This is a genomic window from Streptomyces sp. NPDC051320 (genome assembly GCF_040682175.1).
Taxonomy (GTDB): domain Bacteria; phylum Actinomycetota; class Actinomycetes; order Streptomycetales; family Streptomycetaceae; genus Streptomyces.
Genome location: NZ_JBFBAL010000005.1, coordinates 52,007 through 65,056 on the forward strand (window position 1 = coordinate 52,007; position 13,050 = coordinate 65,056).

Sequence of the window (13,050 nt, forward strand, 5' to 3'; positions counted from 1 at the left end):
GACGGGGTTCAGCGACGGGGTTCAAACGCCTGGAGCTCAACGACTGCCCGACCGCGCCAGCGGAGTCCCGGGCGCTTGGTGGCCTCCGCTGGCGAGCATCCGCACTTCTCCCTGCAGGCTGATCTCGGCGCGGACGATTCCCGTCTCGTCCTCGTACACCGGATTCCCGCCGGCACCGGCGGCCGCGGTACGCCGGACGGTCACCACGTCTTCGGCACCGGTGGGTCCTTCGAAGACGAGTTCATAGCTTCTCGGGTATTCCATGAAGAGCTCCCGGAAAGACGCTATTGGGGCTTTCCATCATTGCTCAGACCGGCGCGGCGCGCCTCGGGAGACGTGCCCGCGGGAAGCGCGGCGGAGGTAAGTGACGGAAGTCCGAAACGGACCGCTACACCGGGCGAATACAGCACACTGACAGGCTCTCCCGCGGGCGGGGACAGCCCTGCCGCCGCCACCAGGCTCTCGTCGCACTCGATCAGCTCGGCCCGGTACAGCGGCCAGCGCGGATGGCTGTTGGGCAGATACAGCGTCCGGCCGGCCACGGCATTGTGCAGGCCCCACCGGGCGGTCAGGAAGTGTTCCAGCTCGGTCGGTTCCGCCACCGGCTCGCCGACCCGTACGGCGATGCGGCTGTGCGCGCCCCGGGGCCCCGGCCAGCGCCGGGAACTGCTGTACGTGAGGATGTCCCCGCGCCGCCGGACCGTCATTCGGGACCACAGGTACGGAAGCCGGAAGACGGTGCGGGCGACGGCCACCGGTATCAGCCGCGAGGCGTCGAGTGAACGGAAGACCACCCCGCGGCGGCCGCCCTCGTCCACCGAGTAGAGCCGGACGTTGGTCTCGTGGAAGCTCCCCAGATACGGGACGCCCGGCAGCCGGAGCCAGCCGACCTGGTGCATACGGAAGGCGATCAATCCCACATAGGTCACCCCGTCGAGGGTGTCGGGGACCGTGCCCGCCGGCAGCAGCGGAGCGACCTTCTCCGGTTCCACGGCCCAGTGCAGGAAGGCCAGATCGAGCCAGGACTGGGTGAGCAGCGGCCGCCCGACGCGGGAGGAGGGGTCGGCTGCTACCGGTTCCGGGACGTGCGGGGTGGACGGCACCGCCTCAGCATGGCACCCCTGCGCACAGCGGCGGAACCCGTAGCTGATGACGTACGGCATGCCGAGCCGCAGCGAGGCGGGTGCGGGGCAGGCTCACTGCATCTGCCGCCGCACCAGCTCGTGCAGTCGTCCGCCGGTGTCAGCGAGCAGTTCCGCGGGCGGGCCCTGCTGGACGATCCGGCCGTCCGACATGACGATCACGCGATCGGCGTCCAGCACCGTGGACAGCCGGTGCGCGATCACCACGCGGGTGGCGTTCAGTGCGCGGGTGCTCTCGATCACCGTGCGCTGGGTCTCGTTGTCCAGTGCGCTGGTGGCCTCGTCGAAGAACAGGATGCGAGGGCGGCGCACCAGGGCCTGGGCGATCATGAGGCGCTGGCGCTGTCCGCCGGAGATCGCGCCGCCGCCGGAGACCATGGTGTGCAGACCCATCGGCATCCGCTTGATGTCCTCGGCCAGGCCCGCCATCGCCGCCGCCTCCCACGCCTCCTCCTGCGTGAAGACCTCCGCGCCGCAGATACAGTCCAGGATCGACCCGGTGAACGGCTGGGCGTTCTGCAGCACCACGCCGCACTGCCGGCGCACCGCCGCCCGGTCGAGGGCGGACAGATCCTGGCTGTCGTAGAGCACGTTGCCGGAGACCGGCTTGTCGAAGCCGATGAGCAGCCTCAGCAGGGTCGACTTGCCGCAGCCGCTGGGCCCGACGATCGCCACGAACTCCCCGGCACGCACCCGCAGCGACACCCCGTCGAGCACCAACGGGCCCTCATCGCTATAGCGGAAGGAAACGTCCCTCGCCTCGATGTCCCCGGACAGCATGCCGGGCTGGGTGCTGCCGGCACGCACCTCGGGGGCCTCGTCCAGCACCGGCCTGATCTGTTCGAACATCGGCAGCGCGGCAGCGGCCGACACGAAGGCCCCGGTGAGCTGGGTGACCGAGGTCAGCAGCATCGTCACCGAGGTGTTGAAGGTCAGAAAGGCGCTGGACGACAGTGATCCGCGGGCCGGTCCTGCCAGCAGCATGAACATGGCCAGCGAGCAGAACGGCAGATACACCGCGTTGAGTACCGTCGTCAGGTTCTTGATCCGCCCCGCCCGCTGCTGCAGCTCCCGGCTGCGGGCGAACTCGCCCGCCCACGCCGCGTAGGCGAAGTTCTCCGCCGCGGCGACCCGCAGTTTGGGGAGCCCGCGCAGCGTCTGGAACGCCTGGTTGTTGAGTTTGTTGCTCAGCTTGATGAGCCGCCGCTGCCAGCGCAGTTCCCACAGCCCCATAGTGAGGAATACCGCGGCGATGACGATCAGCATGGCGATCGCGGTCAGCGCCAGCGGCACGCTGAAGCAGAACAACAGGACCAGGTTCATCGCCCCCACCGTGCCGGCCTGCACGGCCACCGGACCGATGCCGGACAGCACCCGGCGGATGGCACTGATTCCCATCGCGGCGCTCGCCAGCTCTCCGGTGGAGCGCTCGGCGAAGAACTTCGTCGGCAACCGCAGCAGACGGTCCCAGAGGGCCGGCTGGAGGATGCTCTCGATCCGCCCCTCCATGCGCAGAATGGTCAGATTCTGCAGCAGCATGAAAGCCGCCGAGACAACGCTCGTCACGATGACGGCCAGCGAGACCTGCACGATCAGGCTGGTCTCGGCGTTGGGCACATACACGCCGAGCACCTGTCCGGTGGCGAGCGGCACCAGCGCGCCGAGTGCCACCGTCACCAGGCCGGCCAGGATCAGATTGCGCAGGTCGGCGCGGGTACCCCGCAGGCTGAAACGGGCCAGCCGCCACTTGCTCAGCGGCTGCTCCGGCAGCGGGCGGTAGAACATCACGGCGCGTTCCTCGAACTCCGCCGCGCTGCTCCGGCCGATCCGGGCGCGCCGACCGGTCGCCGGGTTCACCGCTTCGTACCCGCCGCGGCGCCAGAGCAGGGCGACCGGCGCACCCGAGGCGCTCCGGTGGCCCACCAGCGGCCCGGCGTTACCCCGCCACCAGCGCCCTTCGAGCCGGACCGGCCGGGTACGGATGCCGGAGGCGACCGCGACCCGTTCCACCGGATCCACCCGCTCGCTCACCGCGCCGCTCGCCGGCGCCTCCGCCAGCGTGATCCCGGCCGCTTCCGCCACCACCCGGCAGGCCGCGTAGGTCGCGTCGTCACCGCCGCCCCCGGTCCGGGCCGCGGGCTTCCCGGACCTGCCGATGGACGCCAGCAGCGCCTGGTCGGCCTCTTCACGGACGGCCCGGCCCGCCTTGATCCCGGCCGCCGTCCGGTCCTCGTGGGCCCGCTCCAGCCGTTCGATCCAGCGGTCAAGGGCAGAGAGCAGCCGGAACTGCTGGTTGACCATGCTCTGCCACATCGCGGGGTCGACGAGTAGGTCCCCCGCCGCCTCCGCGCTGAAGGCGGCGCCGTACTGCACACTGCCCGGGGACACCGGGAGCCAGAGGATGTCGTCGTCGGCCACCGCCTCGTCCATGGTGGTACGGCCGTCCAGCGGAGCCTCGAACAGCACGTGCTGGCTGCGTCCGACGCCGAGCGCGAAGGCGTGCTCCAGCAGGCTGAGCGCGGCGTCCCCGGTGTCGTACTGACTGCGGTACTGGCCTTCGTAGGCATAGCCGTCCGCGTACGCGGCGGTGCGGTAGAGCTCGCGCAACGGGATCCGGCGCAGCACGCACTCCTGCAGTGGCCTGCCGACCAGCGTGTGCTGCGGTCCCTCGACCGGACCGAGCAGCAGCGTGCCCGGCTCGAGGCGGCCGAGGAAGTGCCAGTGGCCCTGCTGCGCCGCGTCGACCGCGAACAGGTCGAGGGCGCCGCCCGCGACCAGCCACAGCACCTGTGGCCCCTCCAGCGCGAGACTGCGCAGACCGGCGCAGTCGACGGGCTCGCCGAGGTGCCCCAGGGCGCCGAGGACCGGATCCTGCGCGATCCCTCCCGGGACGACGTCGTGCACGGATGTCACGTCAGTGCTCCTTGACCAGCTCGGCGTACGGCCCGCCGGCGGCGACCAGGTCCTCGTGCCGTCCGCGTTCCACGACGGAGCCGTGATCGAGAACCACGATCTCGTCGCTGTCGCGGACCGTGCTCAGCCGGTGCGCGATCACCACACAGGCACATCCGCGCCGCCGCAGGTTGTCGATGATGAGCTGCTCGGTCTCCGCGTCCAGGGCACTGGTCACCTCGTCGAGCACCAGAATGCTGGGCCTGCGTACCAGCGCCCTGGCGATCTCGAGACGCTGCCGCTGTCCGCCGGAGAAATTGCGGCCGTCCTGCTCGACCCGGCCGTGCACACCTCCCGGGCGCTTGGCCACGACGTCGTACAGAGCCGCGTCCTGCAGTGCGGCGACGACAGCCTCGTCGGGGATCGACGGGTCCCACAGCGCCACGTTGTCCCGGACGGTGCCCTCGAAGAGGAAGATGTCCTGGTCGACGAAGGACACCGAGGCGGCAAGCGCGCTGCGCGGGATGTCCTCCAGGCGCCGGCCGTCGATACGGATGGTGCCCTCCCACGGGCTGTAGAGCCCCGAGATCAGCCGTGACACCGTCGATTTGCCGCTGCCGGAGCCACCCACCAGCGCTACCTGCTGTCCCGGCCCGACGGACAGCGAGAAGCCGGTGAGCAAGGGTTTGTCGAGTGGGCTGTAGCCGAAGGTGATGTCCTCGAGCGTCACGTGGCCCTTGAGGCGGCGGGTGCTCGCGGCGGGCTCGTGGCGTGAGTACAGCGGGTCCACCGGGAAGTTCTCGACGTCCTTCAGCCGGGCCACGTCCGCGGCGAAGTCCTGGATACGGCCCGCCACTCCGTTGAGCCGGGTGACCGGTGCGGTGAAGCGGACCACCAGCGCCTGGAAGGCGACGAGCAGTCCGATCGAGATGTGCCCCTCGACCGCCCGCAGCCCGCCGATCCAAAGGATCAGCGCACTGTTGAGCGTCGCCAGCGCGGGCGCCACGATCCCCAGCCACGCGCTCGGCACCCCCAGACGCTGCTGTACCTCCAGCGTGGTCGCGTGCTGGCCCGCCCAACGGCGGAAGTAGCCGTTCTCGCCACCGGTGGCCTTCATGGTCTCGATGAGCTGCAGACCGGTGTACGACGTGTTGGTGAGCCGGGCGCTGTCCGCGCGCAGCTTCTGGGTGCCGGTGGCGCGCAGCCGCACCACGATGCGCATCGCGACGACGTTCAGCAGTGCGAGCCCCACGCCGATGACCGTCAACTGCGGGTCGTACGTCCACAGCAGCACCGCGTAGAGCAGGACCACGACCCCGTCGACCCCGGCCGCGGTGAGGTCCCGGGCCAGTGTCTCGGCGACCGCGTCATTGGACTGGAGCCGCTGGACCAGGTCGGCAGGTCCGCGCTGGGCGTAGAAGGTGACCGGCAACCTGAGCAGATGCCGCAGGAAGCGGGCGCTGCTCAGGGTGGAGGAGATGATGCGCCCGCGGAGCAGATTCGCCTGTTGCAGCCACGTCAGCACCGCGGTGAGCGCCACCATGACGCCCATCGCGGTGAACAGCACGCCGAGCAGGGAGGTCTGGTCACCGATCAGGAACATGTCGATATAGGTGCGGCTCAGCGCCGGCACCGCCGCGCCCACGGCGACCAGCAGCAGACTGGCCAGCATCGCGGCCAGCATGGTGCCGGTGGTGCCGCGCAGCCGGGCCGGCAGCGCCCGCATGATCCCCGGCCTGCGGCCGCCCCGGGTGAAGTCGTCACCCGGTTCGAGCACCAGGACGACTCCGGTGAAGCTGGTGTCGAAATCCTCCATGGACACGAACCGACGGCCCTTGTCGGGGTCGTTGATGTGTACGCCTCGCCGGCCGAGGCGGCGCCCCATGCCGTCGTACACGACGTAGTGATTGAACTCCCAGAACAGGATGGCGGGCGCCTGCACCTCGGCCAGTGCCGTCGGCTCCATCTGCATGCCCTTGGCCTGCAACCCGTAACTGCGCGCGGCCTTCAGCAGGTTGCTGGCCCGCGAGCCGTCCCGCGAGACACCGCAGGCGATCCGGAGTTCCTCCAGCGGCACGTGCCGTCCGTAGTGGCCGAGCACCATGGCCAGCGATGCGGCACCGCACTCCAGGGCCTCCATCTGCAGGACCGTGGGACTGCGGACGGACCTGGCCTTCTTGCCCTTCGGGGCCGGCCCGGGGCCGGAACGGCGCCTGCTGGGAGGTGCGCCGGCCGGACGGTGACGGCCATGGCCGGGGGGAGGCAACTGCTGGGCCGTAGGGGAAGGGTGTGGCGCGGTCACGGGAGCAGCCAATCGATCGGGCGCTGGTCGGCCAGGTGAATCGACCCGGTGGTCAGCGTCATGGAGTCGATCTTGTACGGCGGGCCCTGCGCCGACGACCACCGGTAGCCGGATCTGGTGGTGGCGGAACGGTCCAGGCACACCAGGACGGCAAGCGGCCTGCCGTGCTGGGAGAACTGCTCACCGAGCTGGCTGTCGCCGAGGAAGCCGCTGATCTGTTCACGCGTCTGGGGCGCCCCGCCGACCGCGGTCACCCGGCCGCGCAGCACTCCGTACTGCTGGGCCGGCACGGAACGGACCGTCAGATCCACTGGCGCCCCGACGGGCACCGCCGAACCGTTGTCGGCGGGCAGGTACAGCATCACCATCAGCGGATTGTCGGCGGCGCCGCTGCGCTCCACGCTCGCCACGTCGGCTCCGGTGGTGACCACCGCTCCGATGGTGGCCGTCAGCGCGGTCACCCGGCCCGCGGCGATGGTGCGAACCAACCGGTCGCCCTGCTGGGTACGGACCTTGAGCAGCGGTGCACCGGCTGCCATGGTCTGACCTTGCTTCGCGAGGACATCGGTGACCTGGCCCGCGACAGGGCTCTGCAGTACGTAACTGCCCTGAGCATGGGTGAGGATGCCCGGTGCGCTCAGGGTGGAGGACACCGAACCGGTCACTGCCCAGAAACACGCGGCGGCCATGACCACCACGGTGACGCACAGTACGAGCCAGCCCTGCGGGCGGGCGAACCGCACCGGCAGGTCGAGTTCCTCCGGCGACTGCAGCTTGGAAAGGGCCTGCTGGCGGAACTGCACGGGAACTCTTACCTCACCTGTCGACTGTCCGCAGTGAGCCCCGGAACCAGGAGGTTCCGGGGCTCACCTGCCGCTGTCTCAGAGACCCGCGACGAGACCGGAGGCCAGACCGGTGGCCGGACCGGCGTTCACGCCGGTGGTCGAGCCGACGAGGCCGGTGACCGAGCCCACGATGCCCGAGACCGGGAGGATGGAGTCCGCGGTGCCGGTGACGTTGCCGACGACGTTGCCGAGGAGACCACCGGACACGTTGTCCAGGTCGTTGTCGGAGATCTCGAGGGTCTCGACATTGGGGGTGGAGTTCATGAGGAGAACATCCCTTCCTGTGGATATGTAAAACCGCGAACGCCTTGGTGTGGCTCCCGCATTGCGCTGGATCAAAGCACGTTGACGCGTTGCGCAGCCAATCAAACTGCCACTGATCAGGGGCTCATGCCGATATCGGATATGCCTGCGTGCAGGAGTGTCCATTGGTTGGTGGCATCTCCTTCACATGATCCACCTTCTGTGATCCCGCAATCGGAATGGGTAGTTGCTTGAAGTAGGGCACTCCCGCACCAAAGACCCGTCCACTGGTCCGGACTATGGCGTGGACGCGCCGCGAGGTGACCCGGCTGCGCCTTCTGTGTGCAGATTTACTGAAGATGTGATCGGTGAGCTTCATGAGCGCCGCCCGAGCGGGCGGAAGCGGCCCGAGCCGGACGTCCGCGCGGGATCACCGGGCTCGCTACCAACCCCTGCTACGGTCGGCCGCAGACGGGCCGGACACGCACCCGTGGCACCGGAGGAGAGGGGTTGCACGGTGAACAGCACAGTCACCGGGCGGGCATTCATCGGGTCGTTCACCGAGAACGCTGGACGGGGCGTCATCGCGGCCTCCGTCGACGACGGCACCGGGGCGCTGACCGTGCTCGGCGCCACGGACGCCGTGCCGAACCCGTCGTTCCTCGCCGCAGCCCCCGGCGGCCCGCTGTACGCCGTCTCCGAGACGGACGACGGGGCCGTGGCGGCCTTCGACGTCACGGACACCGCACCCCGTCTCATCGGTTCACCGGTGCGGGTCGGCGCCGACGGCCCGACGCACCTGGCCCTCGCCGACGGCCATGTCGCGACCGCCAACTACACCTCGGGCAGCGTCAGCGTGCTGCCCGTCCGGGCCTCGGACGGTGGACTGGGCGCGCCCGTGGCGGTGCTCCAGCACCGGGGCGGCGGACCGGTGCAGGACCGCCAGGAGGGCCCGCACGCGCACCAGGTGAAGCGGGACCCCAGTGGCCGGTGGCTGCTGAGCGTCGACCTCGGCACGGACTCGGTATGGGTGTACGCCCTCGACCCGGCCACCGGAGCAGTGCGGGGACAGGGCGAGAGCCCGCTTCGGGCGGGCAGCGGACCGCGTCATCTGACGTTCCATCCGGCAGGCGCTCACGCCTATGTGATCAACGAGTTGGAGCCGACTCTCACGGTATGCCGCTGGAACGGGGAGTCGGGCTCGCTGGAGTCGCTCGGTGAGACCTCGCTCCTGCCCGACGGCGACCGTACGGAGACATTCGGCTCCGAGGTGGTCGTGGCGCCCGACGCGCGGTTCATCTGGGCGGCGACCCGTGGCCACGACAGTATCTCGGTCTTCACGCTCGACCGGGCAGGGGAGAAGCCCGAACTCGTCACGACCGTGGGCTGCGGCGGCCGGTGGCCGCGTGATCTTGCCCTGGACCCCACCGGGCGGCGGCTCTACGCGGCCAATGAGCGCTCGGGGGACGTGACCTGGTTCGACATCGACGCGGGGACAGGTGTCCCGCGCCGCGCGGGTTCCCTCGAGGCGCCCGCCGCCAGTTGCGTGGTGTTCACCTGACGTCGGAGCGGACGCCCGAAAAAGCCGTCCGAAAAAGCCGCCTGAAGGGGGCCGCACCCACTGTCTCGTTCGCCAGCGTTCGGTACCGGCCCCCTTCAGCAGGGCGTCACTGCTTGCCGGTTCAGCTGACCGGGGCCCCCTGCGACGGCTGCTGCGGCACGATGCCCAGCGCGCCGGTGTACTTCGACAGGACCAGCTTGCCGACCGCCGGGTACGCGCCGAGTGCCTCGGCCGAGGCGCACCCGGCCTCCTTGGCGGCGGTGTCCAGCAGCCCACCGGCGACCTCGGGACCGATCAGGTACGGCGCGAGCGCGAGCTGGGTGGAACCGGAACCGCGCAGCTGCTCCGCTACGGCGGTGACCGCTCCCTCGACATCGAGTGCGGCGGCCATCACCGGTACGGCGAGGCGCGCTGCCAGCAGCATGCCGGTGATACCGGCGGCCTGCACCGCCTCTTCGCCGCCGACCGTCACCAGGATGATGCCGTCGGCCGCCGTGGCGACGGTGAACAGCCGGGCGCGGTCGGCGCGGGACAGTCCGGCCTCCGACAGGCGGACGTGCAGACCCTCCGCGAGCAGCGGGTGCGGGCCGAGCACCTCGGTCTGCTCGGCGGCTGTGCCGCTGTCCTTGACGGCCTGCTGTATCCGCTGCTCGGCGGTGGCGTCGGGGCCGGCCAGCAGCGGCACCACGACCGCCGTGGGGCCGGTGGGCTCGGCCACCTCGCGGCCGGCTGCCTTCGCCTGCTCATAACGCGCGATGCGTTCGGCGGCGGTCTGCGCGAGGACCGTGTCCAGCGTGGGGAACTCGGCGTCCGCGCCTTCCAGGTAGCCGATGCGGGCGTCCAGGCCGGGAAGCTCGGAGCGAGCGATGGAGATGACTTCTTCCGCCAGGCTGCGCACAGCGGAAGAAGGGGTGCCGGGAACGGCGAGAACCAGCGCGGGCGCACCCTCAGGGGCCACCGCGGGTTCCGGGCGGCGGTGCCGTCCGGTCTGGCGAGGTCGCGGCATTCGTACAGGCAGGCCGGATGCGGGCCCATTGGGGGAGCTCATGGCGCCGCATGCTACTGGCTTCGGAGGCCCGACTGCTGAGGGAGGGTGCTTTCACGCGACATCTGTCCGCATTTATCCGGTGCATGGCGGGCAGATCACCTGAGCTGTTCCCCCGCCAGTCGCAGGAGACGCGGGTCCGACGGAAGTCGCAGTGTTCCGGTGGCGAGTGCGGCAGCGATCCGGACCGCTCCGGCCAGCGGGTCACCGGCCGCCGGTACCGCCCGCACGTGCGGCAGCCGTGCGGCGAACTCCTCCCGTACGGGGATCAGCAGCGGGTCCCCCAACTTGAGGAGACCACCGGTAAGTGCCATCTCCGCAGCCCCGGCCCCGGCCGGCGGGCAGACCGCCTCCGCGGCGTCGACGATCTGCCGGGCCGCCTCCCGCAGAATCCAGGCAGCCACCGGGTCGCCGGCGGAGCACCCGGCCACTTCCGGGGCGAACGAGGCGAGCAGGGCGGGTCGGTCATGGCGCGGATACAACTGCCCGGGCAGACCGGCAGCGGGGCCGAACACCGCTTCCAGACGCTCGAGCAGGGCGGGAGAGCCGCCGCGCCGGCCGTCGTGGGCGCGCATCGCCGCCTCCAGACCGGCCCGACCGATCCAGGCTCCGCCGCCGCAGTCGCCGAGCAGATGGCCCCAGCCGTCGGCCCTGCGCCACCCGGTCAGATCCGTGCCGAGCGCGATCATGCCGGTGCCCGCGGCGACCACTGCCCCCGGTTGCTGCCCGAGTGCCCCCGCATAAGCGGTCACCGCGTCCGCGGCCAGCGCCAGGCGGCGGACGCCGAGCGAACTCTCCAGCGCGGCCGGCAGCCGTTCCCGCAGATCGTCGCCGAGGGTCGCCATCCCGGCAGCGCCCACCGCCACCGCGGCCACCTCGACGCCGCCTGCTCGGCCGAGCAGTTCCCCGGCCATCGGCAGCAACTGGGCCAGCAGATGCGCCGTTTCGATGCCGGACGGGCCGGTGCGGACCGCTTCTCGGGACACCACGGACTCGCTCCGCGTGGGATCCGCCGCGTCGGCGAGTGCGACGCGCAGCCCCGATCCGCCGGAGTCCACTCCGAGGACCCAGCTCACGGCAGCCGCCAGTCGACGGGGTGCGCGCCCTGACGCACCAGCAGGTCGTTGGCACGGCTGAAAGGACGCGAGCCGAAGAAGCCGCGGTCCGCCGACATAGGGGACGGGTGCGCGGATTCGACCGCCGGGAGGCTGCCGAGCAGCGGCCGCAGATTGCGGGCGTCCCGTCCCCACAACACGGAGACCAATGGCTTCCCGCGCGCCACCAGCGCCCGGATGGCCTGCTCGGTCACCTCTTCCCAGCCCTTGCCGCGATGAGCAGCCGGCTTGCGGGGCGCCGTGGTGAGCGCCCTGTTGAGCAGCAGCACTCCCTGCCCGGCCCAAGGCGTCAGATCGCCGCTGGAAGGACGTGGCAACCCCAGGTCCGTGTGCAGCTCGCGGAAGATGTTCTCCAGGCTGCCCGGCACCGGACGGACCTCGGGTGCCACCGAGAAGCTCAGACCCACAGCGTGCCCTGGGGTGGGGTAGGGATCCTGCCCGACTATCAGGACGCGCACCTCGTCGAACGGCTGCTGAAACGCGCGCAGGACATGCGCTCCCGCCGGGAGATAGGTGCGCCCTGCGGTGATCTCGGCGCGCAGGAACTCGCCCATCGCGGTGATCCGCCCGGCGACGGGCGCGAGCGCCTGCGCCCATCCCGCCTCGACAATTTCGTTCAACGGTCGTGCTGCCACGGGGCGTCACTCTACTGGTGCGGGGCGCCGGGACACCGGCGGGTGCCGCTCAGGCGATCACCGCCGCCCGTACGCACAGGACGTCCGGCAGATGCGAGGCGAGCTGCTGCCAGCTGTCGCCGTCGTCCGCGCTGGCATACACCTCGCCGTTGCGGTTGCCGAAGTACACCCCGGCCGGGTCCGCGTCGTCAGTGCGCAGCGCGTCCCGCAGCACCGTGCCGTAGTGCTCGCCCTCGGGGAGCCCCGCCGACAGTGGCTCCCAGCTCGCACCGGCGTCGCTGGTGCGGTAGACACGGCATCTGCGGTCCGCCGGGACCCGGTCGGCGTCGGCGGTGATGGGGAAGACGTACGCCGTGCCCGGCCGGTGCGGATGAGCGGCGATCGCGAAGCCGAAGGTGGACGGCAGGCCGGCGCCGATATCGCCCCAGGTGGCCCCCGCGTCGTCACTGCGGTAGACGCCCCAGTGATTCTGCAGATAGAGCCGGTCCGCGTCCCCGGCATCCTGCGCGATCTTGTGCACGCACTGTCCGAACTCCGGATCCGGATCGGGCAGGAAGACGGCCGATACCCCCTTGTTGGACGGCTCCCAGGCCGCTCCGCGGTCCCGGGAACGGAACACTCCGGCGGTGGAGACAGCCACCGTCACCGGGTCCGCGCTCCGCCGGTCGGTGACCACGGTGTGCACGGCTTCGCCGCCGCCGCCCGGTACCCACTTGGACCGCGTCGGGTGGTCCCAGAGTGGTCGTACCAGTTCGAACGTCTCACCCCGGTCGTCGGAGCGGAACAGCGCGGCCGGCTCGGTGCCCGCATAGACCACGTCGGGCGCGGCAGGACCGGCCGGATGCAGCTGCCACACCCGCTCCAGCGAGGCCCCGGTGTCCTTGGGGAACTTCACGGCGGGTTTCTTCGGCTCGACCCAGCTCGCTCCGAGATCGTCGGAGTGGAACACCGAGGGGCCCCAGTGCGCACTGTCCCCACCGACGAGCAGCCTCGGTGTGGGGCGGCGGGTGTCGATCGCCACCGAGTACACGGCCTGGGCGTTGAAATGCGGTCCTTGGAGCTCCCAGCTCCGGCCGCGCTTACGGCCGATGAACAGCCCTTTGCGCGTTCCCACGGCCAGCAGTACTTCAGTCATGTACAGCACCTCCAGGACGTCCTTGTCACGGATGAGAACCAGTCTGCCCCGCACCACTGACAACGACGGACGGGACTCGCGATCGTGCGGGCCGCGCCCCGTTCCGGCACACCACTTCTTACGGACCGGTGACAC

General features: G+C 70.7%; 11 protein-coding genes. 1 reads left to right on the top strand and 10 read right to left on the bottom strand.

The window, feature by feature from the left end; all coding sequences use genetic code 11:
• Nucleotides 1-36 precede the first annotated feature (36 nt).
• From AB0M87_RS12950 to AB0M87_RS12975, 6 genes are all read right to left on the bottom strand, one after another.
• Entirely contained in the window at nt 37-264 is a 228-nt protein-coding gene (locus tag AB0M87_RS12950; protein ID WP_365852007.1) for a DUF6296 family protein, read from the bottom strand.
• Between the two features lie 20 nt (nt 265-284).
• On the bottom strand, nt 285-1,103 hold the full coding sequence (locus AB0M87_RS12955) for a DUF2071 domain-containing protein (RefSeq protein WP_365852008.1): 819 nt from the start codon (nt 1,101-1,103) through the stop codon (nt 285-287).
• A gap of 93 nt (nt 1,104-1,196) precedes the next feature.
• Nucleotides 1,197-4,046 (bottom strand): NHLP bacteriocin export ABC transporter permease/ATPase subunit, encoded by a 2,850-nt coding sequence (locus AB0M87_RS12960; protein ID WP_365852653.1) that lies wholly within the window; start codon nt 4,044-4,046, stop codon nt 1,197-1,199.
• A gap of 10 nt (nt 4,047-4,056) precedes the next feature.
• Entirely contained in the window at nt 4,057-6,336 is a 2,280-nt protein-coding gene (locus AB0M87_RS12965; protein WP_365852009.1) for an NHLP family bacteriocin export ABC transporter peptidase/permease/ATPase subunit, read from the bottom strand.
• On the bottom strand, nt 6,333-7,139 hold the full coding sequence (locus AB0M87_RS12970) for an HlyD family efflux transporter periplasmic adaptor subunit (protein ID WP_365852010.1): 807 nt from the start codon (nt 7,137-7,139) through the stop codon (nt 6,333-6,335). The genes AB0M87_RS12965 and AB0M87_RS12970 overlap by 4 nt, the downstream gene beginning before the upstream one ends.
• A 78-nt stretch (nt 7,140-7,217) precedes the next feature.
• Nucleotides 7,218-7,445, bottom strand: coding sequence for a type A2 lantipeptide (locus AB0M87_RS12975; protein ID WP_365852011.1), 228 nt, complete (start codon nt 7,443-7,445; stop codon nt 7,218-7,220).
• Between the two features lie 496 nt (nt 7,446-7,941).
• Between AB0M87_RS12975 and AB0M87_RS12980 the strand changes: the two genes are divergently transcribed.
• On the top strand, nt 7,942-8,985 hold the full coding sequence (locus AB0M87_RS12980) for a lactonase family protein (RefSeq protein WP_365852012.1): 1,044 nt from the start codon (nt 7,942-7,944) through the stop codon (nt 8,983-8,985).
• 121 nt (nt 8,986-9,106) lie between these two features.
• Here the strand turns inward: AB0M87_RS12980 and AB0M87_RS12985 are convergent, their stop codons facing one another.
• The 4 genes from AB0M87_RS12985 to AB0M87_RS13000 form a co-directional block, all read right to left on the bottom strand.
• Complete coding sequence (locus AB0M87_RS12985) at nt 9,107-10,033, bottom strand: hypothetical protein (protein ID WP_365852013.1); 927 nt, start codon at nt 10,031-10,033, stop codon at nt 9,107-9,109.
• 95 nt (nt 10,034-10,128) lie between these two features.
• Nucleotides 10,129-11,106 carry a BadF/BadG/BcrA/BcrD ATPase family protein gene (locus AB0M87_RS12990; RefSeq protein WP_365852014.1) on the bottom strand — a complete coding sequence of 326 codons (978 nt, stop codon included), beginning with the start codon at nt 11,104-11,106 and terminating at the stop codon, nt 10,129-10,131.
• Nucleotides 11,103-11,780: a uracil-DNA glycosylase gene (locus tag AB0M87_RS12995; RefSeq protein ID WP_365852015.1), complete on the bottom strand. Its 678-nt coding sequence runs from the start codon at nt 11,778-11,780 to the stop codon at nt 11,103-11,105. The genes AB0M87_RS12990 and AB0M87_RS12995 overlap by 4 nt, the downstream gene beginning before the upstream one ends.
• A gap of 49 nt (nt 11,781-11,829) precedes the next feature.
• Nucleotides 11,830-12,915, bottom strand: coding sequence for an exo-alpha-sialidase (locus AB0M87_RS13000; protein WP_365852016.1), 1,086 nt, complete (start codon nt 12,913-12,915; stop codon nt 11,830-11,832).
• Between the last annotated feature and the right edge of the window lie 135 nt (nt 12,916-13,050).

What these genes read in the sequence shown, in the direction of transcription:
- AB0M87_RS13000 (WP_365852016.1), bottom strand. Translation starts at nt 12,915, where the DNA reads ATGACTGAAGTACTGCTGGCCGTGGGAACGCGCAAAGGGCTGTTCATC.
- AB0M87_RS12985 (WP_365852013.1), bottom strand. Translation starts at nt 10,033, where the DNA reads ATGAGCTCCCCCAATGGGCCCGCATCCGGCCTGCCTGTACGAATGCCG.
- AB0M87_RS12975 (WP_365852011.1), bottom strand. Translation starts at nt 7,445, where the DNA reads ATGAACTCCACCCCCAATGTCGAGACCCTCGAGATCTCCGACAACGAC.
- AB0M87_RS12950 (WP_365852007.1), bottom strand. Translation starts at nt 264, where the DNA reads ATGGAATACCCGAGAAGCTATGAACTCGTCTTCGAAGGACCCACCGGT.